The 24,873-nt window shown below is 38.4% G+C and carries 24 protein-coding genes; 18 read left to right on the forward strand and 6 right to left on the reverse strand.

Annotated features, from left to right (window positions below; all coding sequences use genetic code 11):
- Positions 1 to 756: a class I SAM-dependent methyltransferase gene (locus E6H07_16490; protein ID TMI62997.1), complete on the forward strand. Its 756-nt coding sequence runs from the start codon at positions 1 to 3 to the stop codon at positions 754 to 756.
- 46 nt (positions 757 to 802) lie between these two features.
- On the forward strand, positions 803 to 3,286 hold the full coding sequence (locus E6H07_16495; protein TMI62998.1) for a TonB-dependent receptor: 2,484 nt from the start codon (positions 803 to 805) through the stop codon (positions 3,284 to 3,286).
- Here E6H07_16495 and E6H07_16500 read toward each other — a convergent pair whose 3' ends face one another.
- The 3 genes from E6H07_16500 to E6H07_16510 form a co-directional block, all read right to left on the reverse strand.
- Positions 3,287 to 3,766, reverse strand: a complete 480-nt coding sequence (locus E6H07_16500) for a hemerythrin domain-containing protein (GenBank protein TMI62999.1) — start codon at positions 3,764 to 3,766, stop codon at positions 3,287 to 3,289. It lies immediately after the preceding gene.
- A gap of 90 nt (positions 3,767 to 3,856) precedes the next feature.
- Positions 3,857 to 6,316, reverse strand: coding sequence for a carboxypeptidase-like regulatory domain-containing protein (locus E6H07_16505; GenBank protein TMI63095.1), 2,460 nt, complete (start codon positions 6,314 to 6,316; stop codon positions 3,857 to 3,859).
- A gap of 83 nt (positions 6,317 to 6,399) precedes the next feature.
- Positions 6,400 to 8,865 carry a carboxypeptidase-like regulatory domain-containing protein gene (locus E6H07_16510; protein TMI63000.1) on the reverse strand — a complete coding sequence of 822 codons (2,466 nt, stop codon included), beginning with the start codon at positions 8,863 to 8,865 and terminating at the stop codon, positions 6,400 to 6,402.
- A gap of 323 nt (positions 8,866 to 9,188) precedes the next feature.
- Here E6H07_16510 and E6H07_16515 point away from each other — a divergent pair, with 323 nt between their 5' ends.
- The 7 genes from E6H07_16515 (at position 9,189) to E6H07_16545 (ending at position 13,277) form a co-directional block, all read left to right on the forward strand.
- Positions 9,189 to 10,175: a PhoH family protein gene (locus E6H07_16515; GenBank protein ID TMI63001.1), complete on the forward strand. Its 987-nt coding sequence runs from the start codon at positions 9,189 to 9,191 to the stop codon at positions 10,173 to 10,175.
- A gap of 217 nt (positions 10,176 to 10,392) precedes the next feature.
- Positions 10,393 to 10,842: a hypothetical protein gene (locus tag E6H07_16520; protein TMI63002.1), complete on the forward strand. Its 450-nt coding sequence runs from the start codon at positions 10,393 to 10,395 to the stop codon at positions 10,840 to 10,842.
- Complete coding sequence (crcB, locus tag E6H07_16525; GenBank protein ID TMI63003.1) at positions 10,839 to 11,210, forward strand: fluoride efflux transporter CrcB; 372 nt, start codon at positions 10,839 to 10,841, stop codon at positions 11,208 to 11,210. Before E6H07_16520 ends, crcB begins: the two co-directional genes overlap by 4 nt.
- Before the next feature lie 10 nt (positions 11,211 to 11,220).
- On the forward strand, positions 11,221 to 11,766 hold the full coding sequence (locus E6H07_16530; protein ID TMI63004.1) for an inorganic diphosphatase: 546 nt from the start codon (positions 11,221 to 11,223) through the stop codon (positions 11,764 to 11,766).
- 5 nt (positions 11,767 to 11,771) lie between these two features.
- On the forward strand, positions 11,772 to 12,203 hold the full coding sequence (locus E6H07_16535) for a hypothetical protein (protein TMI63005.1): 432 nt from the start codon (positions 11,772 to 11,774) through the stop codon (positions 12,201 to 12,203).
- Positions 12,204 to 12,241: 38 nt separating this feature from the next.
- The gene (locus E6H07_16540) at positions 12,242 to 12,646 is read left to right on the forward strand and encodes a sulfite exporter TauE/SafE family protein (GenBank protein ID TMI63006.1); all 405 of its coding nucleotides are present in this window, start codon (positions 12,242 to 12,244) and stop codon (positions 12,644 to 12,646) included.
- Between the two features lies 1 nt (position 12,647).
- Positions 12,648 to 13,277, forward strand: coding sequence for a hypothetical protein (locus E6H07_16545; GenBank protein TMI63007.1), 630 nt, complete (start codon positions 12,648 to 12,650; stop codon positions 13,275 to 13,277).
- Here E6H07_16545 and E6H07_16550 read toward each other — a convergent pair.
- Entirely contained in the window at positions 13,251 to 14,003 is a 753-nt protein-coding gene (locus E6H07_16550) for an NlpC/P60 family protein (GenBank protein TMI63008.1), read from the reverse strand. The two genes, E6H07_16545 and E6H07_16550, sit on opposite strands and share 27 nt — an antisense overlap.
- 99 nt (positions 14,004 to 14,102) lie before the next feature.
- On the opposite strand from E6H07_16550, the gene E6H07_16555 reads away from it, so the two are divergent.
- The 3 genes from E6H07_16555 to E6H07_16565 all read left to right on the forward strand — a co-directional run bounded on the left by E6H07_16555 (position 14,103) and on the right by E6H07_16565 (position 15,574).
- Entirely contained in the window at positions 14,103 to 14,672 is a 570-nt protein-coding gene (locus E6H07_16555) for a sigma-70 family RNA polymerase sigma factor (GenBank protein TMI63009.1), read from the forward strand.
- Positions 14,673 to 14,684: 12 nt separating this feature from the next.
- Positions 14,685 to 15,050, forward strand: coding sequence for a hypothetical protein (locus E6H07_16560; protein ID TMI63010.1), 366 nt, complete (start codon positions 14,685 to 14,687; stop codon positions 15,048 to 15,050).
- An 80-nt stretch (positions 15,051 to 15,130) separates the two neighbouring features.
- Positions 15,131 to 15,574, forward strand: a complete 444-nt coding sequence (locus tag E6H07_16565; protein ID TMI63011.1) for a DoxX family protein — start codon at positions 15,131 to 15,133, stop codon at positions 15,572 to 15,574.
- Between the two features lie 11 nt (positions 15,575 to 15,585).
- Here E6H07_16565 and E6H07_16570 read toward each other — a convergent pair whose 3' ends face one another.
- Positions 15,586 to 16,962, reverse strand: coding sequence for a UDP-N-acetylmuramate--alanine ligase (locus E6H07_16570; protein TMI63096.1), 1,377 nt, complete (start codon positions 16,960 to 16,962; stop codon positions 15,586 to 15,588).
- Positions 16,963 to 17,135: 173 nt separating this feature from the next.
- Here E6H07_16570 and E6H07_16575 point away from each other — a divergent pair, with 173 nt between their 5' ends.
- Positions 17,136 to 18,302 (forward strand): c-type cytochrome, encoded by a 1,167-nt coding sequence (locus tag E6H07_16575; GenBank protein ID TMI63012.1) that lies wholly within the window; start codon positions 17,136 to 17,138, stop codon positions 18,300 to 18,302.
- Positions 18,303 to 18,434: 132 nt separating this feature from the next.
- Positions 18,435 to 20,843, forward strand: coding sequence for a TonB-dependent receptor (locus E6H07_16580; GenBank protein ID TMI63013.1), 2,409 nt, complete (start codon positions 18,435 to 18,437; stop codon positions 20,841 to 20,843).
- Positions 20,844 to 20,914: 71 nt separating this feature from the next.
- Here E6H07_16580 and E6H07_16585 read toward each other — a convergent pair whose 3' ends face one another.
- Positions 20,915 to 21,427, reverse strand: coding sequence for a DUF1905 domain-containing protein (locus tag E6H07_16585; protein ID TMI63014.1), 513 nt, complete (start codon positions 21,425 to 21,427; stop codon positions 20,915 to 20,917).
- Between the two features lie 192 nt (positions 21,428 to 21,619).
- On the opposite strand from E6H07_16585, the gene E6H07_16590 reads away from it, so the two are divergent.
- From E6H07_16590 to E6H07_16605, 4 genes are all read left to right on the forward strand, one after another.
- Positions 21,620 to 22,198, forward strand: coding sequence for a hypothetical protein (locus E6H07_16590; GenBank protein ID TMI63015.1), 579 nt, complete (start codon positions 21,620 to 21,622; stop codon positions 22,196 to 22,198).
- Between the two features lie 134 nt (positions 22,199 to 22,332).
- A complete protein-coding gene (locus E6H07_16595) occupies positions 22,333 to 22,752 on the forward strand; it encodes a hypothetical protein (GenBank protein TMI63016.1) in 420 nt (139 codons plus the stop codon).
- Between the two features lie 159 nt (positions 22,753 to 22,911).
- Positions 22,912 to 24,201, forward strand: coding sequence for a hypothetical protein (locus E6H07_16600; protein ID TMI63017.1), 1,290 nt, complete (start codon positions 22,912 to 22,914; stop codon positions 24,199 to 24,201).
- A gap of 92 nt (positions 24,202 to 24,293) precedes the next feature.
- Positions 24,294 to 24,866 carry a hypothetical protein gene (locus E6H07_16605; protein TMI63018.1) on the forward strand — a complete coding sequence of 191 codons (573 nt, stop codon included), beginning with the start codon at positions 24,294 to 24,296 and terminating at the stop codon, positions 24,864 to 24,866.
- Positions 24,867 to 24,873: the final 7 nt, after the last annotated feature.

The raw sequence follows: 24,873 nt of genomic DNA on the forward strand, positions 1-24,873 counted from the left end.
ATGGCAAAAGATCTTTTTAGTAAGCAATCTGATCTTTATGCCCGCTACCGGCCTCATTATCCAAAAGAACTTTTCGATTATATTGTTTCATTTGTAAAGAACCGGGATATAGCATGGGACTGCGCTACCGGTAACGGGCAGGCCGCATCTGTACTTGCTGATTATTTTGACCAGGTAATTGCAACGGACATCAGTGTTGCACAAATTGAAAAAGCTATTCAAAAAAATAATATTACATATTCTGTTTGCCCGGCCGAATCAACAACATTTGCAGATAATACATTTGATCTCGTGACAGTAGCGCAGGCTTATCACTGGATCAAATGGGCAGATTTCAGAAAAGAAGTTATCCGTGTTTGCAAACCCGGTGCAATCATTGCTGTTTGGATGTATTATAATCATAACACACATGACGAAAAAGTGACTGCAGCTGTGAGAAATTTTCATGCAACTGTAACCCAGCCTTATTGGGATCATGAAAGAAAATATGTGGAAGAGAAATATGAAACCGTTGAATTTGACTATCCTTTATTGCCCGTAAAAAATTTTGAATCGGTTACTCAATGGCGCCTTGATGATCTCATCGGTTATGTCAACAGTTGGAGTGCTATTCAGAAATTCATTAAAACAAATGGTTATTCACCTGTTCCGCAATTGCAAGAAGAGCTGACTAAACTGTGGCCAGCAGGTGAAATTAAAAGAGTGACGTTTCCTATTTACCTGAAACTGGGCCGCATCAGCAAGCCGGGTATGTAATTCCGTTTTTATTGAGTAATATTGTTCTTAAATCCGAAACTTAGGAATGAACCTTACCAAGTATCTGCTAACCATTCTTCTTATTTTTTTTACTGGCATCGCTTTCTCCCAAAAACAACCTGCATATGTATCCGGTAAAGTTGTGGATGAAAATGAAAACCCGGTTTCCAATGTAAACATTACTATTCTCGGCAAGCTAACTGTAGTAGTTACCAACGATTCAGGTTATTTCAAAATAAAAGTTCCGGCTGATAAAGCTTTTGCATTAGTCTTTACTTATTCTGGCAAAAAAACAGAACAGCGTAATTTTTTGCTGAATGAAAATGAACAGGAAACAATAACTGTAAGACTTGAACCCGGCGCTAAGGCACTCGACGAAGTTATCATCAAAGATAACCGCGACAGAACTGAAGCCGGATTGATTCGTCCTAATCCGAAATCGGTATTGAATCTTCCTGCTCCAGTTATAGGCGTTGAAAGCCTTATAAAAATATTTGTCGGCAGTAATAATGAATTGACATCCCAGTATTCCGTTCGTGGTGGTAGTTATGATGAAAATTTAATTTATGTAAACGATTTTGAAATTTTTCGTCCTTATTTGGTCAGGAGTGGTCAGCAGGAAGGATTAAGTTTTATTAATCCTGAAATGGTCCGCAATATCAATTTCTACAATGGAGGTTTCCAGGCAAAGTATGGTGATAAAATGAGCAGTGTTCTGGATATCCAATACAAGAAACCAAAACGTTTTGGCGGTAGCGCTTATATAAGCATATTGGAACAAGGGCTACAATTTGAAGGAAGCTCATCAAATGACCGGTTCAGTTATTTAATTGGTGTACGTAACCGAAGTAATAAAAATTTATTAAGTCGCCAGGATACAAAAGGAAACTATGTTCCATCATCCGCCGATCTGCAGGCATTACTGAATTATAAACTCAGCCCTAAGTGGACCGCAGAGTTTTTAGGCAATATTTCCAAAACAAAATTTACACTTACCCCTGAATTCAGCCAGCTTACTTCATCAGTGTTCTCTCCTTTTTATAGCGCTACACTTGGAGTTGATATTTATTTCCAGGGAAGAGAGAAAGATGAATACGTAACCAATATGATGGGGCTCTCACTCATCAACCAGGTAAACAAAAAATTACGATTGAAATGGATGGCTTCTTATTTCAGTAATGATGAAAAAGAAAATATTGATATCACCGGGGCTTATCTTTTCGGCGACCGTGATTTTGATAAACGTAGTGCTACTTATGGTTTAATTGTAAATCCGCTAGGTGTAGGATTATATCAAAACTGGACCCGCAATACATTGAATATTAAAAACTGGAATTTCGGACATAAAGGAAATCTTGATAAAGGAAAACATAGCTTTCAATGGGGGCTTTCATTTGACAAAACTGCAATTCAGGATAAACTTGATGAATGGGAATACCAGGATAGTGCCGGTTATTCTTTGCCTTTTAATCCAAATCTTTTGCAGCTTAATAAAGTTTTAAAATCAAAAGCTGATCTTGATATTAATAAATACTCCGGTTACCTGCAGGATAATATTGCTTTTGGTGATTCTGCCAATGCTTATACGTTGTCGACCGGTGTTCGCTTAAATTATAATTCACTGAATGGCGAATTCCTGGTTTCTCCCCGTATTGGTTTTAGCTGGAAGCCCGACTGGAAAAAAGACATCGTCTTCCGAACGGCTGTGGGTGCTTATCATCAACCGCCGTTTTATCGTGAAATGAGGCGATATGATGGTACTATAAACACTGATTTAAAAGCACAGAAAAGTTACCAGGTCGTGGCTGGCTTTGATTATAATTTTAAAGGATGGGGGCGTGCCCTTCGCTGGACAACGGAAGCTTATTACAAACATATGTGGGATGTAGTACCTTATGATGTAGACAATGTAAGGCTCCGTTATTTTGGTGAGAACAATGCAAAGGCATATGCAGCCGGAATAGAAATGCGGCTGTTTGGCGAATTGGTGAAAGACGCCGAAAGCTGGATAAGCATTGGTTTTATGAAAACACAGGAAGATATTGATGGTGATTATTATACCAAGTATACACTTGATTCCAACTATGTTCCGGTTGACAGCGCTGTAGTTCAGAATGGTTATTTGCGCAGACCAACTGATAGAAGAATAACTTTTGGCATGTACTTCCAGGATTACCTCGCTACCAATAAGAACTTTAAGATGTACCTGAACTTAATATATGGATCAAACCTCCCATATAATATTCCGGGTCTGGTGCGGTATAGAAATGCATTGGTGATCGATCCTTATATCCGTGTTGATATTGGTTTCAGTGCACTATTGCTCGACAGTGATAAAAGTACCCGTCGTAGTCACTCCCCTTTCCGTGGTTTTGATAATATTTGGGCCAGTCTTGAATTGTTCAACATGATAGATCGGGCTAATACAATTTCTTACCTACTGGTAAAAGATTTTACTAATACTGTATATGCGATGCCGAATCGTTTAACGCCGCGGTTAGTGAATTTTAAGATCGTGGCGAGATGGTAATTATTTCTTTAACCAAAATTCATCCTTCCAATCAGAGCCGCACAGGGGATGTTCTTCCAACTCTTTATAAATTTCCTCCAGTTGTTCTTTATTCAGATTCACTTCCACCCATCCAAACAACTCTCTTTCTTCAAAGCGGATATGTTTGTAAATAACATCAGCGAGACTTGTAAAAGTCTCTATCGATGCATCATCGCCCAAACTCAGGATCAATTCACGTATCAAAGAATGTTCTTCCTGCATTTGTTTCAATAAAGGATTATCTGTTGGAATAAATTTTGACAATACATGCTCTTCCTGGTAAAAATGTGGTTTGATATGTTGTTGCCAGTAAAAAATAGTAAAATCTTTCAATCGTGCAGGAGCAATATTATTACTTAAGCCCTGGCGCAATTTCCATACAAACAGTAACCCATCATGATGTTCACGACTGAGGGGGGATAATTCATTGCTTCTTACAATTGGCTGATTCGTTTCCATGATCCAAAATTAGAAAATGATATTGATGGGAAGATGATAAAAAACAATCTCATGGATGATTTAACTCAAGCAGCCGGGCAGAACAGATTTTTACATCCACCGGTTTCGACTTTTATCCCAACTGGCGAAACCTATTTTAAACTGTACCGGGCTATTATATTTATTTGCCGCAGAGCCAATAATATAAACACCTATTTTGAATTTATAAGTCGGATTAAACGGCCATTTAAAAACTCTTTCAACTCCGGCAAACATTTCGAAATAGCGCAGATCTCTTTCTGGTGCCACCAAAAATCCGGCACCTGCAATTTCCCTCAATTGTAATTTTTTAAACAAGGGTACTTTATTCAAAAAAGCACCATTGAATTCATGTACATAATGCCCCTGGTAAAACCGGTTGAAAACAGGAAAGGTTGAATCCAGTGACTGGAATGCTTCATGAGGATTCATAAAGAATATCGGGTCGTCACGCCGCTGAAATTTATAATCAACAAGCTCCAGGCCTTTCGTATTTAAAAAATCCCCGGTGATCACTTTATATTTTGATACACCTGTTGTGCCCAGTTTCAGTTCCTGCTCTATTCCAAATTCGAGGTAATCAAAATCAGTTGTACTGTTAAACAAAACCGGGATTCCCTTTTTCCATTCTACATAAAAGGTCGGCCATTTAGAGCCTAAAATAATTTTCTCTTTGGGCTCACGGATATATTTCTGCCCCGGAGTGAACGCAAGCCTGATACGTGTATTCACCGTGTTATAAGGTTCAAAAGGAATAGCCTGGTTAGTTCCCAGCCATTGACCAAACGCACTATCTACTTTTGAATTTGTTTTATAGTGACTCACCGATTCCCGGAACGCCAGATCCAGATCAGTATATAAAAACAATCCGTTCTTTATTTCCAAACCATGACCCAGACTAATTGCGTTATTCAGGTAAAAATTAGTTCGTTTGATCATGTTGATCCATGCATCACCGCTGAAGATGTATTCAAAATCCCGGCCAAGCATTACCCGGTAAAAGCCACGGTTAAAAGGATTATACATCCTGGTTACGGATACCTTTCCGTTGATGTCGTGATTGCGAAAACCATAACTGAGATTGGTGTAGATGCCAATATTCTTTCTTGATTTATATGTTTTGTTGTACCATACATTGGCGGATAGCCTTGCACCACCAAACTGGATAAATTGTACCAGCGATGCGGCAGCAGGTAGCACCAATGTTCTTTCTTTTTCACGGTTATAAAATGTTATCCCGGTGAATGCAACTTTCTTCCAGGTAATTTTATTAATAGCCCTGTCAATTGAATCGAGGTAAGCTTTGGTATGTGTGGCCCTATAGAGACTATCCTTATATTGGATAAATCGTACTTCTTTTTCACTCAGCGGTTCTGTTCTTACTTTCTGCCAGAAACTACTGTCACGTTCATATGCTTGCTGCGTAGTGCTGCTTAGTTCAACACCAAAATATTTTGGAGGAAAAGTTTTGTTCAATTCAAAATCAGAATAATTTGCTATTGTTTGCCCTGATAATTTTCCTCTTCCTGTTTTTGAATAATAAGTAAACTGCTGGCGGGTGATCATCCATGCTTTGTTATCAACAAAACTGTATTGCTGGTCTATTTCAAAAAAATCATATTCGGGTAAATGATAAGCAGGTAATTTATAGTGGGCACTCAATACCACCCATGCACTGTCCATCACTACTACTTCACCTTCTACTGTTACATTGCTTAGTTGCCGGGGTTTAATGCTGATGGTATAAATCTTATTCTTTCCCTGGAGCCTTGTATTGACAATTTTATACCGGTAAGCAGCCAACCCGCCATAACTCACAGGTGATAAAAAAGGAACCTGCGACAAAACTCTTGACCGCAACAGGTTATTGTAAATATTAAAATCTCCCTCCGTAGTTGAAAGAAAGAAAAGGCTTTCTGGTCTTCCTCTTTTTACAACACCACTCCGTTCCTCTTTAATTTTTGTATCCGACCCCTTATCTACCCGTAACGAAACTTCGGCCATTGACATATAGGCCAGGTCACCAACATCGTTTTTCTTTTCAACAGAATCCGACTTCTTCTTTTTTATTTTTCGGATGGATGAATCAATTTGAGTGGCTTTTATATACGCATTATAACTGTATGTGCCCGACGCCGCCATAACTTGTTCCTTATTGCGGATCACATTCCTGATCATCTCTTCTCCGCGGTCTTTTATTTTTCCCCTGACAATTACTTCCGACAAATCTTTTCCATCATCGCTTTCCAAAATTATATTTTGAACATAGTTCCCTGTCACAACAAGAGTAATGATCTGTGCTTTATACCCGATACTGCTAAAGATCAGGTCATATTTTCCTTCTTCGAGTTTCAATTCATATTTCCCATCTTCATGGGAAACAGTGCCCCCGGGCATATCCTTAATTTTTACAGATACTAATGGCAGCGGTTCAAGTTTGTTGTTAGTGATTATTCCTGAAACAGTAAAATACTGGCCATGCAGAATTTGAGAAAACAATAAAAGAAGAAATAGGAAGCAGTTGCGGGGCATAGTCAGGTTTCCATGTAAAAATGCGATCATTCCCTAAACGATGATAACCTAAAATTATTTTTGGTAAGGCTTTAACAAATAAATTATTTCCATCTATTCTTAAACCTATCCCAGGTGGTTATCCCGATCTTTACCTTAACGGGGTTGTTGAATTTATTAGCGGCAGAGAAAGCGACATAAACTCCCAGCTTTAATCTTGTAAGTGGGTTAACGGGCCATTTAAAAACTCTTTCCAGCCCTGCAAAAACTTCAAAATAGCGCAGGTCTTTTTCTTTTGCCAGTAAAATGCCGCCACCTGCTACTTCTTCAAGCTTAAGTTGTTTAAGAAAAGGTATTTTACTTATCAAGGAGCCATGAAAATTATGAACAAGATTTCCCTGGTAATATCTTTCAAATACCGGGAAGGTTGAATCTAACAACTGAAAACCTTTTTGCGGATCACTGAAAAAGAAAGGATCGCCCCGACGCATATAGCGGTAATCAACTTCTCTCAGGTCAGTGGTATTAAAAAAATCGCCTGTCTTAATATTATAATTCAATTCTCCGAACACACCCAACTTAGCCTGTTGAATAATACCGAATTCCAGGTAATCAAAATCTACGTCGCTTTTGAATAGGTCGTGTATCCCTTTTCTCCAGGTCGCATAAAATGTAGGCCACTTAGTATAGAGAAGAATTTTCTCTTTTGGCTCACGGATATATTTCACCCGGGGTGTATAGAAAAATTTGACCTGTGCGTATACAGCATTATAAGATTCAAATGGAATGGGTTGATTATCGGTAAGTATGTCACCAAAAACATCATCGACGTTTTCATTAACCTTGTAATCGCTTACCGAACGACGAAAAGCGATTTCAAAATCATTGATCATAATAAAGCCATTAAACAATTCCAGTTCATGTCCGGCTTCTATTGAAGTGTTCAGGTACACATTACTTCGTTTCAGCATATTTACCCACGCATCACCGGGATAGATAAACTGAAAATCCTTCCCAACGTTTATATTGAATTTACCGCCATTAAAAGGATTGTACTTTCTACTAAAATACACCCGTCCATTTAAATCATTATTCCGGAAGCCATAGCTGGTTTTAAAATCAAACTCAAGATTTTTCCGTGATGCATAAGTTTTCCGGTAGGCCATTGCAAGAGTAATCCTTGTTCCACCAAAAACAAAAGGCTGTACAATTGTTGTTAGTGGAGGCAGTATCCACATTCTTTGTTTACGGTGATCATTTAATATTTGTCCGAATAACAGCACACGACTCCACGTTACTTTATTGAGTACACGGTCAATGGAATCAAGATAAATATCCGACTGCATGATCCTGTAAACACTGTCCTGGTATTTTGTATACAAAGCTTCACGTTCGGTCAGCGGCAATGACCGTACCCGGGTCCAAAAAATGCTGTCACGTTCATACGCTTCAATAGCAGTAGAACTGAGTTGATCTCCAAAATAATTACGACGAAAATTTTTATTCAGCTCAAAATCGGAATAGATCACTGTCGTTTCACCATAACGTTTTCCGTTTTTTGTTTTGCTGTAATAATTGAACTGCTGCTTCTTTATCATCCAGGTAGTATCACTAATATTTTCATATTCCTGCTTTACTTCAAAAAAATCATTCTCGGGCAAATGTGCTTGTGGCAAACGAAATTCAGCTTTTAGCACTACCCACAAGCTATCCATGATCACAATCTCACCCTCTACTGTTGCATTACTCAACAACCTGGATTTTACACCAATGGTTATAATTCTCCTGCGGCCCACTTTTTCCTGTTTGAGTGTTTTATACTTATAGGCTACCAACCCGCTGTAGCTGACCGGCGAAAGAAATGTCATACGGGAAATAGCAGGCGCTTTGAGCAGGTTATTATAAAGATTAAAATCGGCGTCCGTCGTAGTTTGATAAAACAGGTAGTCGGTACTTCCCTGCTTCTTTACTCCCAATCGTTCTTCTTTAATTTCTCCTTTGGCACTTTTATCCAGTTGCAATAAGATCTCAGCCAATCCCATTCCCGAATAATCTTCAACGACAACAACAGAATCGGTTTCATTTTCTTTTTTCTTCTTAGCATCAATAGAATCCGTTTGGCTAGCCTTTATATACACTTTACAACTATAAGCCCCAGCAGCGGCCTGGTGTGCTTCCTTATTCTGAATTACTTTTCGGATAAACTCTTCCGCCCTGTCGCGGTATTTTACTTTCACCACAAATTCTTCCAGTGAAGTAGTATCGTCTATTTCCAGCATTATCTCATGTACCAGGTCCTGGTTACTGATGGAAAAATTTAGTACTCTTGTTTTATACCCAATCATGGTAACGATCAGGTCATACTGTCCTCTTTCCAGGTCAAATGAAAAGGTTCCATCACTTTTTGTCATCTGGCCCAGCTTTGTATCTTTTATTTCCACAGTAGCAAGCGGTAGCGGCTCACGTTTTTCATCCAGCACCACTCCGGATACTTTATAAGTTTGTCCATAAGCAAGCTGTGTACTTGCAAATAATAAAGTTGATATGATTAATAGTAAAAGAAGCTTCATTTTTACATTGCAAAAATAGAATATTGGTTGCCGCACTAAAACCATTGTCTGCAATCCTGATCTTTTTCGGATTATATTAACAAACAGTGAAGTGAATTACGATAAGTAATCTTGCTAATCACCGTTTTTAGTTTCTAATTAACTGATCAAAACTAATACTGAAAGCAGAACAAATTCTTTATCAAAATTTTTTACTCCACAATTTGTTTTCACAGCTGTTAATAATTAACTTTAGGAAACACTGATATTTATCATTTACTTTAATCATGGATGGTAGTTCTTTAGTGATCTGAACCTGATTGTGTAATTAAAACCGTATCGAATTGACAGAAACGATTATCAACCTCGAAACCGTAAACCCTATTGAGTTTTTCGGTGTAAACAATGGTAAGCTTGATATCCTCAAAAAGAAATTTCCCCTGTTGAAAATCTTAAGTCGTGGCACGCAGATAAAACTCAGCGGCGCCCCTGAACAGATAGAATCTGCACGGGAAAAAATTGAACTCATTGTGCAGTATCTCGAACGGAACGGCCACATGAGTGAAAATTATTTTGAGCAGATCCTCGGCGGCGATGACCAGGAAGCCATTGACAACTTTAAAGACAGAAATCCCAATGATGTGCTGGTGTTCGGCCCGAATGGTAAAACTGTAAGGGCAAGAACAGCCAACCAGAAAAAGATGGTGCAACATACCGATCGCAACGATATTGTATTTGCTATCGGCCCTGCTGGTACCGGTAAAACCTATACAGCCGTTGCATTAGCTGTTCGTGCATTAAAAAATAAACAGGTTAAAAAGATCATTCTTACCCGCCCTGCAGTGGAAGCCGGTGAAAACCTTGGTTTCTTACCTGGCGACCTGAAGGAAAAGATCGATCCTTACCTGCGTCCATTGTATGATGCACTTGATGATATGATACCTGCTGACAAACTCGGGTATTATATGACTACCCGTACCATCGAGATCGCCCCACTTGCTTATATGCGTGGCCGTACGTTGGACAATGCATTTATTATACTAGATGAAGCTCAGAATGCTACCGACCTGCAATTGAAAATGTTTTTGACACGTATCGGTGCCAATGCAAAAGCTATCATCACTGGTGATATTACCCAGGTTGACTTGCCGCGGAATCAAAGAAGTGGCTTGCATACCGCCGTACGTATCTTAAAAGATGTAGATGGCATCGGACATATAGAATTGGATGAAGAAGATGTCGTACGTCACCGACTGGTAAAAGCTATTCTAAGAGCTTATGATAAGGAAAGAAAGGAAAATGATCCGGAGCAACAACCACCGAGAAGATAAATGCTAACCCATATAAATAAAACCCGCAGCTTGTTTGATTGCGGGTTTTTTGTTTTGTAACCGGCAACATTGCTACTATCATCGTCTGTTGCGACGCTCCTTTCATCTTTTAATTCTTTACTCAACATTTGCGTCGCAGTTTACCCTGAGCTTGTCGAAGGGTCGCACACTTGTACTTCAATAATTCTATTGAGCATTTTTCATTAGCTTGCAGTATATGAAAAAATACCTTCTGACTGTACTTATATTCACTGCAACATTCATTGCCTGTAATAACGATAAAAAAACGGAAGAACCTTCCGGACTAATGGATGCTACCCGGAATTTTATCGATGCCGCATTAAAAGGTGAATTTGGTGAAGCCAAAAAATACATGCTTATTGACTCTGCCAATGTTCAATACCTGAATATGGCCGAAGGCTTTTATACCAATCTAACTAAAGATGAAAAAGAAAAATATGCAAATGCATCTATCATAATTGAATCAAAAGAAGATATTATTAAAGACAGCATTGCCGTAGTAATTTATAAGAACTCTTATAAGAATAACCCGGATACTTTACGAATTATGCGTCTTAATCATCAATGGGTGGTAGATTTAAAATACCTGTACGAGCATGACTATGATACCCTGATGCAACATATCAGAAAAGATACATTGAAATGATAAAAAACATTTTACTGGTAGGTTTAGGCGGAGCCGCAGGCAGTATGCTTCGTTTTCTTTGCCAGAAATGGATTACCAGCATCACTTCTTTATCTTTTCCACTGGGTACATTTTTGGTAAACATAACCGGCTGTTTTCTTATAGGCTTATTTTTTTCGTATGGCACAAAGCATGAATACTTTAGTTATAACATGCAATTGTTACTCATGACGGGTTTATGCGGAGGCTTTACAACTTTTTCTGCATTCACACTTGAAAGCATGGGTTTGATAAAGGAAGATAGAACCGGCTTGTTTTTATTATATATTGGTGGCAGTGTTATTTTGGGTTTGCTGGCTACCTGGTTCGGAATAAAAATTTCCCGCTAAAATTTTATATATGAAAAATGTTTTGCATCCCTGGCATGGCGCTTTTTATGGTACCAATGCCCCATTGGCTGTAAATGCTATAATTGAGATCCCACAGGGAAGCCGTGCAAAATATGAAGTAGACAAAGAAACTGGTTTGCTGAAACTCGATCGTGTTATTTTTTCTTCGTTTCATTATCCTATCAATTATGGGTTTATTCCTCAAACACTCGGACAGGACGGCGATCCGCTTGATATACTTGTGTTTTGCTCTCAGTCTATCCAAACGCTTTGTTTGGTTGAGGCTAACGTAATCGGCAATATGCAAATGATCGACCAGGGAGAAGTAGATGATAAGATCATTGCTGTTGCCTCAAAAGATCCATCTGTTAATCATATCAGCAGCATAAAAGAATTACCTCCACATATTATTGCTGAGCTCCGAAACTTCTTTGAACAATATAAAGTGCTGGAGAATAAAAAGGTGGTCATCGATAATTTCCAGGATAAACAAACGGCTGCTAAAGTTATTGAAGATGCAATTAAGTATTATTCAGAAAAATATACCTCTAAATAATAGAAATGAATAGATTCTATATACTGATTTGTATTTTAGTGCTAACGTCCTGTGAACAGCATAAAGGATCCGACACAAATGATAAGCTACGAGTTAATAAAGTCTGCGATGATTTTATGCTGCTTTTCAAAAATGAAAATTATAGTAAAGCATTAGAAATTCTTAAAGAAAACTCTGTTCTTGCAAAAGAAACTATTGATTCTTTACTTCCCACCATTTCAAAACAAATGGAAAACTTTATTCCTGCTTATGGAAAGGCTATAGGATGGGAATTTATTTCTGAAGGAAAAATAAAAGATGTTCTATCCAAACGTTTATATATTTTAAAGTTTAAAAAATACTACTTGAAATTTTTCTTTATTCTTTACAATAACGGTCAAAACTGGGCCATTACTCACTTCAAATATGATGATGATTTAACAGATGTGCTAAATTGATTTAATCCAGTATAGTCTTGAACAATAAATTTCAAAATATGAACACAGATACTATTCTATTGCTGCTGGCAATTGGCCTCGCTGCTGGTATATTGAGCGGCATGGTAGGTGTTGGGGGCGGTTTGATCGTTGTACCTGCACTGGTTTTTTTTATGGGCTTTACCCAGCACCAGGCACAGGGCACATCATTGGGGCTTTTATTATTACCTGTTGGCATTTTAGCTGTTATCAATTATTATAATAAAGGTAATATCGATATTAAAGTTGTGTTGATAATGAGTCTTGCATTCGTCTTAGGCGGATGGGTCGGTAGCAAGATTGCTCTTTCAGTCAACCAGGAAACACTAAAAAAAATATTTGCTGTTTTTTTGTTTTATGTAGCTTTTCGTTTCTTGCATTGGGACCAGGCGATCATTAAATGGGTAAAAGGTTTGGTTAGTTAATATGAAAAAGTCTTTCTTCATATTACTGTTCAGTATACTGGCTATAAATTCCTTTAGTCAGAATACATTTTTTAAAGCTGTAAAACTCTACTACCGTGTCAACCCGTTTGACAGAAAGTTCAGTGCGGTACTAACTAGTATATTGGGTGATACAAGTTTTGTAAAAAAAGATTTTATAAAAAGAACGGATAGTAATTTCTTTTTTCTAAGCGGCCACTACAAACGATTTAATCCTTTTGATTTCGCTGTTACTCAAACACAGCTACGTATTGCTGAAACAGAAATATTTTTTAGCGACTCTGTAAACAGTTCTGATACTATTCTTATTTACCAGGTGTTGGGATTAGCCGGACCGGGAGAAGAAGCAAAAGCAAAAGTTCAAAAAGAGCTTTCAAAATTTCACAAACGTTTCAATTATGATTTTGACAGAAGCGACTTTAAGGAATCTGTAAATAATAACATGGTAACCGCCGCTATTATTAATTATTATTTTTTTGGGAGAAGTATTCCGGCTATGAGTGCAGCATGGGGCAAAATTCCCGGTGAGAATACTTATACATTTACCGTATCAATAAGACTAAAAGTAACAGAAAATTTTGCCGACTTACCAAAAACGCCGAATGAGTTTTAGTTTATGGGTCCGCTTACCTGTATCCGTATTTGTAATTCCTTCTTCATCTATTTCATCAATTCTTACCCGGCCGCTTGCATGAATGATCTCCGATTGGCTTAATAGAATTCCTACATGTACGATCTCTTCCTTATCATCAAAAAAGGCAAGATCACCTGCTTTTGCATCCTTCAACGATGCTACTTCCCCACCCTGTTCTGACTGCTGCCATGCATCTCTTTTCAGATCAATTCCCATCATTTTATAGTTCACTTGCACAAATCCGCTGCAATCAACTCCTAAAATAGTTCGACCGCCCCATTGGTAAGGTGCATTCAGCCATCGAAAAGTCAATTGTTTTAATAGATCGATAGATGGAAAAACATCGTTTCTTTTTATTACAGCACCTGAATATTTATGACGAACAGAGCCACTGCCTTCAAAAAAAGGCAATGACGAACCAACAGGGATATGCATTTCATATTTATCAGCTTCAATAATATTTAATAGTTCAGCAGCAACATAGGCATGATTCGTGACCGCCATTTCTTCATTCACTTCTTCCAATTGGCTGATCAAAGTCCATCCCTGGTAACCATCCAATGTTCCTTTCACCTTTACCCATTTCTTTTTTTCTTTCATCACTTCTACCGTTTCGCCAAATAATAACTGGTTCGTCATCTCTGACTGGTGACGGGCCTTTTTTCTCACAGGTGCAGCAGGCACTTTACAGGCGGCATATTTCATCTTTAAAAATTTTGCTCAATTTACAAATGGAATCGTAGTAGTCTGTGAATTTTTACAAATCCTGCATCTCAGTAACAACAAAATGGCTATTTTCCGCTTGTGAATCATGAACGGTATAAACATATAACCGATCCCGAACTGCTGGAGGAATACTATGCAACCCGCAACAATGAATTGTTGGGTGCTTTACTGCAACGCTATACATTACTATTACTGGGTGTGTGCATGAAGTATTTAAAGAACGAAGACGAAGCAAAGGACAGTGTGCAGCAGGTTTTTCTTAAAGCTATTACCGAATTGCAGAAATACCGTGTAGAGTATTTTAAAAGCTGGATCTACATGGTGGCAAAGAACCATTGCCTGATGATACTTCGTGACAGGCAAGGGAAAATTCCTGCAGAATTAACTGACCGCATGACCATTCAAACAGAAGAAAAGGAAAAAGCAGAGTTTATAAAACAGGATATAACCCTGGAACTGATGGGTGAATCATTGAAAGAATTAAATAACGAGCAACAGCAATGTGTAACTTTGTTTTACCTCGATAAAAAAAGCTACCAGGAAATAAGTGAACAAACAGGTTTTACCATGATGCAGGTCAAAAGCCATATTCAAAACGGAAAACGTAATTTGAAAATATTAATTGAATCAAAATTGAAAAACAAGTGACCCGCTTGAACAATGACTGATAATTTAAAAGACATACTATCCCATTTATCAAAAGATATTGACCAGGAAACGCTGATCCAATACCTGCAAGGGAATCTTACGGAAGAGAAAAAGCATGAACTGGAAAAACAACTGGTGGATAATGAATTTGCCAGCGATGCTCTCGAAGGATTAAGTGAGATCAAAGACAAACAACAGATCCAGTACATGGTAGAAATGTTGAACCGCGACCTGAAGAAAAAACTGGAAAAAAGAAAACGCCGCCGCGAAAAATTGAGAATCAAGGATCAATCCACACTATATATTGCCATTTTTATTTTGATCTTATTAATCATTATAAGCTACTTCGTTATAAGAAGGATGATGCAACATGATTGAGTTTAGTATAGTTTTTGCCACTGATGAAAAAACTTCGTAACTTTTAGAGTTATTCTATAAGTTCATTTAAATTTTTTGTTATGGGTATGTTGCACCAACTTGAAAAATGGAGCACCACCCATCATCCCCGGTGGTTGGTGTTTCTGCGTGTTGCCCTTGGCATAAGCCTTTTTCTTAAAGGCATTACATTTCTCAGTAATTCTGTTAGACTGGAAGGAATTTTATTAGAGGCAGGAATCAGTCAGTACATTTCATGGTTAGCACTTGTGATTACCTGGCTGCATTTATTATGCGGCGTTTTCATCGTTATCGGACTATTCACAAGATTGTCAACAATGATCATGATCCCGATCCTTTTCTTTGCTGTTGTATTCGTAAATGCTTCTCACGGAATATTTGCAGCAGAATCGGAGTTTGCGTTTTCATTGATCATACTGTTGATGCTGATCTTTTTCTTCATTGAAGGTGGTGGACCTGTATCAATGGACGATTACTTTAAGAATTATAAGAGAAACCAGGTGTAAAACCGGCAGATTTACAATTGTGCATATACATCACGGGCAAACTGCTCGAGAGAGGGGTCTCTTGCACCCATTAACAACAAAACACAATTGCCGGTGAAATGCGGCCGCATTGTTTCTAATAACTCATTCCTGTTCTCAACAAAAAAAGCCTGCTTGGCCCGTGCTTTTATATCACTAATTAAATCACCTGCAGAAATATCTTTTGTAGCTGTACCTCCGGCATAAAAAATTTCACTCATCCATATTTCATCTTGTGGCCGCAATGCATTTGAAATTTCTTCCACAAAATCATTGCGCAAAAATCTAGTTGGACCATAGCCGTGGGGCTGCAGCCATGCAATCACTTTTTCTGCTACTGGTTGACAAGCCCGGATAGCAGCAGCACATTTCACAGGGTTGTGTGCAAAATCATCGATCAGCCACACGCCATGCTTATTTCCAAATACCTGGTTACGTCTATAAATTCCTTCATAATTTTTCAACGCATCAGCACAGGTTTGCAGATCAACACCCAATTGGTTTGCTATTGCTGCTGCTGCCAGCGCATTTTCCATATTGTGGCGACCGATTGAGTGAAGCGAAAATTTAATATTGTTGATTGAATATTGAATATTGAAACCCCTCTGTTCGAAATTTTCCGAAATATACCCGGCTCTGATATTTCTATCTGTTGAAAAATCCTGTTGAATGTTTTGTGATAACGAAGCAGCTAAAGGATGTGATCGGTTTACTACAAACTGTTTACTGTTTTCTTTAAATGTTTTAAAAACATCCATCAGGAAATCAATTTCTTTGTGGTCTTTATCTACGTTCAGCAATAATCCAATTTCAGATTTATACTGAACAATACTTCCATCACTTTCATCTGCTTCAATTACCAGCCACTCACCTGCTCCAACTTTTGCATTTCCAATTTTTCCCTGCTTGATGATACTTACCAAACCTGCACCGCTGATAATACTGGGTTTTAATCCTGCATGTTCCAAAATATCAAACAGCATTGCTGTTGTTGTGCTTTTTCCACTCGTGCCGCCAATTGCTATTGTTTTTTTACTTGCTGCGATCAATGCCAGCAATTCGGAACGTTTAAGAATCGGGATATTTAATTGCTTAGCTTTTTGTACTTCTACAACAGTATCCTCAATAGCTGTCGACACTACTATTAAATCTGTCTCGTTTGTGATACCCGAACCATCCTGAACAAAACATTTAATGTTTTCAGCTTCCAGTTTTTCTTTTGTTTCGTTGTACTCGCCGGGGGCAAAAAAACGGTCGCTACCACTTACATTTTTCCCTGTCCATTGCAGGTACTGGGCCAATGCACTCATTCCGCTACCTGCAATACCTATAAAAAATGGCTTTTTAAAATCATTTACCGAATTAATCATACGCAAATAAAAGCAATTCTGTTTTGCCTCCCGACTGTTTTAAAAAAATAGCGGGCAGCCGAAGGATTTAATCTGAAATCCCTTCTAAGCAGATGTATGGGCTTGAAAAATTAATTATTAACTTTAAACTCTTGCCGATGAACCCAATCATAGGCAAACCTTAAACCACCACCATGTTTAGCCCCAAGACAACAACGATCGCTGCTATTATTATTCTTTTTTCATCCGCCATTTTTATTGCCTGTAAAAAAGATAAGGACAATACACCAGCCCCCGACCCAATAGCTACTTTTCTGAATATACCTGGATCTCCATTTAATTATGCTAACCCGGCAATGCCTTCGTATTTGAATGCACCACCGATACAGGCACAGGTGAATACGCCAGTTACAAATCCTATCACTGATTGGGGTGCAACACTTGGCCGTGTATTGTTCTATGATAAAACTTTATCTAAAAACAGAACCATTTCCTGCGCATCCTGCCATGCACAGGCTACCAGCTTTTCCGATCCACTTCGTTTAAGTAAAGGTTTTAGCGGCGGAAATACTGGAAGACATTCAATGTCATTGATCGATGCGAAATACTATCCGACTGGAAGATATTTCTGGGATCAGCGAGCCGCCACACTTGAAGATCAGGTTTTGATGCCAATCCAGGATCTTGTTGAAATGGGAATCACATTAGATACATTGGTAAAAAGGGTGCAGACACAACCTTATTATCCGTCATTGTTTACAAAAGCATTTGGCTCCTCAACTATCAATAGCGATCTGATCTCAAAATCGCTGGCACAATTTGTACGTTCTATCGTTTCCTATCAATCCAAATATGATGCAGGCCGTTCTACATCGCCACCGGGACCTCCCCCTCCACCTAATGCAGTATTTCCAAATTTTACTGCACAGGAAAACCGTGGTAAAGAAATTTTTCTTTCACCGATTGGCGGATGTTCTCCCTGTCATGGCTCAGAAACATTCACAGCACCACAGGAAAAAAATAACGGGCTTGATATGGCAACGGTTGATCGTGGTTTTGGCGCTGTGATCAACAATGCAGCATTAGATGCAACTTTCAAAGTTGGTTCACTTCGGAATATAGAATTAACTGCTCCCTATATGCATGACGGACGATTTAATACACTTGAAGAAGTTGTTGAACATTATAACAGTGGAGTAAGAAATCATCCGAATCTTTCTGATCAACTAAGATTACCAGGGGGTCAGCCGAGATTGCTAAATCTTACTCCCCAGGATAAAGCGTCATTAGTTGCATTTTTAAAAACGCTTACAGATACTAATGTAACGACTGATGTGAAGTATTCGAATCCGTTTAAATAGTCTGAATATAAATGTTCTATAAGCCTCGCATTTTTGCGAGGTTTTTTTGTTAAACTTTATCAAATCATCTTGCCCTAAATCATGCTGCTTTATATTTGCCGGATTTATTTAATACAACACTCATAAACAACCATGAACCAATTCCGGATTTTTATTTTCAGTTTACTGATTCTATTCCTCAACGCCGCAAATTTAAACGCTCAAAACACTTCTGTTCGGATACAGGTTCTAAATCAAAAAGATCAACCCGTTCCTTATGCAACACTTTCAGCATCACTCCGTACTGATTCTTTAAAAATAATTAAACTCACTGCTGACAGCAGTGGCATAGCTGTTTTTCAATTACAACAAGACCAGCAATATATCATTAAGTTCAGTGCTATCGGGTACTTACCTTTTGAAAAAGGCATTACTGCAAACGGAAAGAACAACAGGTATATTTTCAACGTTGAAAATCTTTCAAAAAAACTGGATGCTGTCGTTATCACTTCTAAAAAACCATTAATGCGGCAGGAAGATGACAAAACAATTGTTGATCCTGAAAATTTAGTCGCCAGTTCCACTACCGGGTTTGAAGTACTTGAAAAAGTGCCCGGTCTATTTATGGACCAGGATGGAAATATTTACCTGAACAGCACGACACCGGCCACTGTACATATCAACGGTCGTGAAATGAAAATGAGTGCGGCAGATATGGCCAGTATGCTGAAAAGCCTGCCACCGAATGCTATTGCAAAAATCGAAATACTAAAAACACCTTCAGCAAAATATGAAGCATCCGGCAGTGGTGGTATTGTAAACGTTGTATTAAAAAAAGGTGTTAAGCTCGGAATGACAGGAAGTGTGAATGGAGGTTTTCAGCAAGGTGTATACGGAAACCAATTCATGGGCTTTAGCTTAAATAATAATGACGGTAAAAAACGCTCTTACCTGAATTTTAGTGTAAACAACCGCAACAATTATGAAAAAGTCAGTACCAACCGGCTTTTAACTACAGATACCTTGCTTACACAAGATGCCTTTACAAAATATCCCGGGCATGGATTGTATACGAATTACGGCCTCATATGGTCAGTGGGTAAGAAATGGGAAATTGAATACGATGGCAGCATCAATATTAATAAATCCAAAAGCCAATCTGAGAATGATAACCTCATCAGAAAGATAAGCGATGAACAGACGCTATCCAATAATCTTAACCATGTAAATAATCAAGGCAATTCATTTAGCATCAGTAATGGATTTGAATCAAGATATAAGATCGATTCGCTGGGTTCAGAGTGGGAAAATGATATTTTTACCAGTTATTCAGATAATAAATCAAACCAGGTATTCAACACAACCTATAATACACCCGTTATTCCTGCATCCGGTGGAGATGGTGATGCACTTAATCGCCGTTATTTATTCATTGGAAAATCTGATCTGAAATTAAAACTAAAAAAGAAACTAACGGTTGAAACGGGTTTGCGTAGCTCAGTTCATCATTTCACCAATGAGACGGAATATTTTCATGACAAGAATGGCATAAAAATTCCGGATATGACCCGCACCAATACATTTAAATACACGGAAAATATAAATGCTCTTTACTTACAGGGTTCAAAAACATTGGGAAAAGATATCGTCCTCAAGATCGGTTCAAGACTCGAAAATACGAATATGACGGGCAACCAGCAGGTACCCGCTGATACTTCATTCAGCATTCACCGTACCGATCTGTTTCCTTATATCTACCTGAGCAAACCTATCGTAAAGGTTGCAGGTTATGAGTTGCGGGCCTATCTTGTTTATCGCAGAACAATAGTGAGACCGGGCTATGAGCAGCTCAATCCTTTTCAACGATATGTAGATCAGTATATGACCGAAGTTGGTAATCCATCATTGCAGCCGCAATTCACCAAAAACTATGAGGTCAATATCAGCGCCGATGAAACACCGATACTTGCAGCGGGTATTAATGATACCAAAGATATTTTTACCAATGTAATTTACCAATCGGATACAAGTGCGATGGCCTACCGGACTTATGATAACCTGGGAAAAAATAAAGAATGGTATATCCGTGGTATGGGTGCCGTGCCTCCTGGTGGAAAATATTTTTTTGTAGTAGGTGCGCAGTATAATCATAATTTTTATGATGGCTATTATGAAAATGAACCCCTCTCCTACAAACGCGGCTCATGGATGCTGTTCACCTATCATACATTGAAATTGGATAAACGTTCGCAGCTTTCAATGAATGGTTTTGTACGGTTCAAAGGTTTGATACAATTTACCGAGGTAAATACATTTGGTGCATTGAATGCAAATATCAACCGCCGGTTTATGAAAGATAAATTGACCGTAACACTGAGTGTGAATGATATTTTCTTTACCAACAAATATGATTTTTCTATCAAACAAGGTTCGGTAAATGCTTATGGTCTTCGTGAAAATGATACCCGCCGCTTTGGTATGAACTTCCGTTATAATTTCGGTATTAAGAAGAAAGAAGAGAGTAAAGGAATGTTTGATGTGGACTCACCGGAAGGGAAGTGATCCGAATACTAGATGCTGGATACTGGATGCTGGATCTAGCATCTAACATCGAGTATCTAGCAACCTTTCCCTTATCTGATTTCTTTCCCCTGCGAAAAACGAAGCATCTCCCCGTAGCCCCATTTTTTTGCCAGTGCATTTACGGCCATGGCAATTCGCTTTGTTTTGGTAGGTTCTGTTTTGGCGCTATCTATCCATTTGCTGAAATACCTTTGATGTGAGCCAGTCAATGAATTAAAATGCTCTTTGGCCTTTGGTTCATATTCGAGACATTCCATAAAATCAGCATTAAAAACAAAGGCACTGTCATCTGCCTGGAGTTGCACTTTTACCATAGCACCATGCCGCTTGCCGATTGCTTTGCGCATTGTTGCATTTACAGGCATGATAAATATTCCGCCTCCCATCGGTAGTAATGAAACACGATTGAGGCTATAATTATCCAGCTTGCCTTTTACTTTAAACTCTTTTTTATTCCCGGGTTTTAGTTTTTGCGCCAGGTCTGCCGGCACTTCAAAATAAGTCCAGCCGGTTTTCTCTCCCTGCTTTCCAAATTTTAAAAGTGTTGCGGTGAACTTGATCATGGTAATTAACAAACGATTTGATTCGTAAAAATAGAACAGGAAAAATTCATGCGGAAGTAAAAGTTATTTTACTGTCACAGCTTTCTTCTTACCCCCGCAATTCATATCACAAAATCCTCAATTCATTTATATCAGGCTTTCATTGGATAGAAAGCTTTAATAATCTTGTTCCATCAATCAAAACCATTAACCATGAAGCTTTACTACTATTTTTTCCTGTTGAGTGTAATTATGTCTGCCTGCAAAGTGCAGGACTTACCTGCCCCGGATCATAACCCACAAATGCGGTACACCGATCTGCAGAATGCAGAAATCAAATATAACCAGCTATTTGTTTTAGATATTGATGGCGACGGCTCAACTGATTTTTTCTTCAGCACCCTGTTGGTAGGTGACCCGATCTTACAGCGGGACCGTTTGCAGTTTATTGCCCATTCAAAAATTGGTACGAACCTGCTGAATAATGATAATGACCAGTCACCAGTTTTAAATAATGGCGATAAAATATCTCTTATACAAACAGGTTATGAATGGTTTGAACTTTCAGCAATTGTGCTGGCAGAAAAAATTACGGGCATTACAGAACCGGTGCATTGGGCAGGACTTTGGAAAAATGCTACTCATCGTTATTTACCTGTGCAGTTAAAAAAGAATGGAAAATATTATCATGGCTGGATAGAAATTTCATTTGATACCATTTCAGAAAAACTGGTACTACATAAATCAGCTATCAGTATAGAAGCAACAAAAGAAATAAAAGCCGGAGTTTAGTTTAGAAGAAATCATAACAACACAGTCCAAAGCAAGACGGCGTAAAAAGATTGTTAACGTTAGGCTTATCTATTCCCAAGGCCCTTTCAAAATATCGAACTATATCCTATATTTATGGATATAAACTTTGACGTATGAAATTTCTTGCAATTTTAGTGCTTTTGATGCCTCTTGCTCTATTGGGGCAAACACCAAAATCCCATTCGCAAGCAATGGAAAAATTTAAAAAGTTTTATAATGCCGGCCAGGGCGATAGCATTAATGCAATGTTTGGACATGAGTGGGATCAGATGAAAGCAACCAAGCCACTATGGACAAACGCGAAGGCGGCTGAATTATTACAAGAGTATGGAAGTTTGAAATCCTTCGAATTTGTTGGTGTGGATACATTGGATCCTAACAAGGTTTATGTATTCAAAACCTTTTTTAGTAAAGTAGGTGCAAAGACAACTAGCCTGACTTTAGATAAAGATAATAGCCTGAGTACTTTTCGTTTTATTACGACCTCCGAGGGAATTACGCAGCTTTTAAGGAACACTACAAGCCGCCCGTAAACATCTAAGGTATTCATTGGGTTTTCTGCTATGCTGTCTGAAGAATATACCCTCCATTTTCTATCTTTATTCAGCATCAGTTCCGGGCTGAAGTAACAAGACTATCATGTTTAATTACTTCTCCTTTTTTTATTATCTTCATGGTATAAACCTGCCTGCATGAAATCATTATTATTCCCTGTTATAATTTGCTTTCTTTTTTTCTCTTGTAAAAAGGAAACTGCGCCTTTGCAAACAGAGGCTTTACAATTTTCAAAAAATTTTGGAAAAGCATTTGGTGGAACGGACGTTGAAACCGTAGCTGATCTTGCACCGTTATCAACCAGTATGCAAACAATGATAGGTAGCACCTACAGCAGCAATGGTGATATAACCGGTTTTAAAGGTGTGTCAGACGTTTGGGTAATTCAAACAGATATTAACGGCAATAAAACCTGGCAGCAAACTATTGGTGGCTTAGGAGAAGATAAAGGCCTTGGCCTGATTGAAAATCCGGATGGCAGCTATATGGGCGTAGGTTTTACTAATAGTACAGATGGTGATATTGCAGTACCTGGTTTGGGTAACGTAGACGCATTATTATTCAAGCTGTCTTCGAACGGTACTTTATTATGGACAAAAACCTATGGTGGGGCCGGTGCAGATTTCGCCGCTTCCATTACTGGTAATACAGACGGAACTTTTATTATAGCTGGTAGCTCTTCACAAGATGCATGGGTGTATAAAGTAGACGCTATAGGTAATATACTTTGGGAAAAAAGATACGGTGGTTCTGGTGATGATAAATTTAATAAGCTTGTACCTACTACCGACGGTGGTTACCTGTTGGTTGGTATGACTACCAGTTCCGACGGCGATATAATTGGTTTCCATCCTGGTGGTGTAAGCGATACCTGGCTTGTAAAAATTGATGCGCAAGGCAATAAAGTCTGGACTAAAGCAATTGGTGGTTCAGGCGGTGATTCCCCAACTGCGGTCATAAACAGCAATGATGGCGGGTATATCATAACTGGCAGAACAACCAGTAACGATGCTGATATGCCGGGCAATCACGGAAGCGTGGATGGCTATGTAATAAAATTAAATGCATCGGGAACTATCGTTTGGCAAAAGAGTTTAGGTGGTACTGATACCGATTGGATCAATGCCGTTATAAGTACAACTGACAATGGATATTTGCTCGCTGTTTGTTCCAAAAGTATCAATGGCGATTTTACCAGCTCCCTTGGTTTCCAGGACGCATGGATCGTGAAAATAGATGCAGATGGAACCCAACTTGGAAAACAGATCATTGGTGGCTCTGCACATGATGAAATTACAGCTCTGAAAAAAAATGCCAATGGCAGTTATTCCGCTGCAGGCGCCTCGCAAAGTATCGATGGAGATATCACCGGTCATCACGGTTCTATTCTCACTGATTTTTGGTTGATACAATTTTTGGATCAATAAAAAATAAAGAAACTGTAAACTATCCTCCGGAATATCAGCACAGCAGAAAGCCCTGGAGTTAGCTGGCATTTTATTGCAATCCTCATTAAACCATGAAATCTAAAATATTCTTTCCTCTTTTTATTATTGGCTTTATTCTACCCGCCTGTATCCCTAAAGTTTATAAATCCGACTTTGTGACGAAGCCTGGCAAAATAGATAAACAGTTTTCATTGAAGCTTTCTGGCGCATACTACAACATTGAGAAGAATACTAATACTCTGGATGTATATTTTCTCTATGACAATTTGCTACAAAGAAGTATGATATTTGACACAAATCATTATGACAAAAATAATATTCAACAAAGTATAAATAATGCCGTGAGGGAATTTCAACATTCAAATAAAAAGGAACTTGAATATTTTGAAGATGGGGGATTTGAAATTAATAACACTGAAATAAAAATTCAAGGAATCAGGTATATTCCCCAATTCGCATGGGGGATTGTTACAAACAAAGGGAAAATCATAAACGATACTACAATACTCATTACCGAGTTTACACATCACTACCGTAAGATTCATAAGACAGATAGCCTATACTATCATTTTATTCCCACCGATAAACCTGATTCATTGAAAGGGAATAGATGGAAAAACAAAAGTTGGTATTGGGAATACTAACTAAAGC

Source organism: Bacteroidota bacterium (assembly GCA_005882315.1).
In the GTDB taxonomy this organism is placed as follows: domain Bacteria; phylum Bacteroidota; class Bacteroidia; order Chitinophagales; family Chitinophagaceae; genus VBAR01.

Bases quoted from the DNA above. Each gene is read 5' to 3' on its own strand.
- E6H07_16490 (TMI62997.1), top strand. From the start codon at position 1: ATGGCAAAAGATCTTTTTAGTAAGCAATCTGATCTTTATGCCCGCTAC.
- E6H07_16495 (TMI62998.1), top strand. From the start codon at position 803: ATGAACCTTACCAAGTATCTGCTAACCATTCTTCTTATTTTTTTTACT.
- E6H07_16500 (TMI62999.1), bottom strand. From the start codon at position 3,766: ATGGAAACGAATCAGCCAATTGTAAGAAGCAATGAATTATCCCCCCTC.
- E6H07_16505 (TMI63095.1), bottom strand. From the start codon at position 6,316: ATGCCCCGCAACTGCTTCCTATTTCTTCTTTTATTGTTTTCTCAAATT.
- E6H07_16510 (TMI63000.1), bottom strand. From the start codon at position 8,865: ATGAAGCTTCTTTTACTATTAATCATATCAACTTTATTATTTGCAAGT.
- E6H07_16520 (TMI63002.1), top strand. From the start codon at position 10,393: ATGAAAAAATACCTTCTGACTGTACTTATATTCACTGCAACATTCATT.
- crcB (TMI63003.1), top strand. From the start codon at position 10,839: ATGATAAAAAACATTTTACTGGTAGGTTTAGGCGGAGCCGCAGGCAGT.
- E6H07_16530 (TMI63004.1), top strand. From the start codon at position 11,221: ATGAAAAATGTTTTGCATCCCTGGCATGGCGCTTTTTATGGTACCAAT.
- E6H07_16535 (TMI63005.1), top strand. From the start codon at position 11,772: ATGAATAGATTCTATATACTGATTTGTATTTTAGTGCTAACGTCCTGT.
- E6H07_16540 (TMI63006.1), top strand. From the start codon at position 12,242: ATGAACACAGATACTATTCTATTGCTGCTGGCAATTGGCCTCGCTGCT.
- E6H07_16545 (TMI63007.1), top strand. From the start codon at position 12,648: ATGAAAAAGTCTTTCTTCATATTACTGTTCAGTATACTGGCTATAAAT.
- E6H07_16550 (TMI63008.1), bottom strand. From the start codon at position 14,003: ATGAAATATGCCGCCTGTAAAGTGCCTGCTGCACCTGTGAGAAAAAAG.
- E6H07_16560 (TMI63010.1), top strand. From the start codon at position 14,685: ATGACTGATAATTTAAAAGACATACTATCCCATTTATCAAAAGATATT.
- E6H07_16565 (TMI63011.1), top strand. From the start codon at position 15,131: ATGGGTATGTTGCACCAACTTGAAAAATGGAGCACCACCCATCATCCC.
- E6H07_16570 (TMI63096.1), bottom strand. From the start codon at position 16,962: ATGATTAATTCGGTAAATGATTTTAAAAAGCCATTTTTTATAGGTATT.
- E6H07_16575 (TMI63012.1), top strand. From the start codon at position 17,136: ATGTTTAGCCCCAAGACAACAACGATCGCTGCTATTATTATTCTTTTT.
- E6H07_16580 (TMI63013.1), top strand. From the start codon at position 18,435: ATGAACCAATTCCGGATTTTTATTTTCAGTTTACTGATTCTATTCCTC.
- E6H07_16585 (TMI63014.1), bottom strand. From the start codon at position 21,427: ATGATCAAGTTCACCGCAACACTTTTAAAATTTGGAAAGCAGGGAGAG.
- E6H07_16590 (TMI63015.1), top strand. From the start codon at position 21,620: ATGAAGCTTTACTACTATTTTTTCCTGTTGAGTGTAATTATGTCTGCC.
- E6H07_16595 (TMI63016.1), top strand. From the start codon at position 22,333: ATGAAATTTCTTGCAATTTTAGTGCTTTTGATGCCTCTTGCTCTATTG.
- E6H07_16600 (TMI63017.1), top strand. From the start codon at position 22,912: ATGAAATCATTATTATTCCCTGTTATAATTTGCTTTCTTTTTTTCTCT.
- E6H07_16605 (TMI63018.1), top strand. From the start codon at position 24,294: ATGAAATCTAAAATATTCTTTCCTCTTTTTATTATTGGCTTTATTCTA.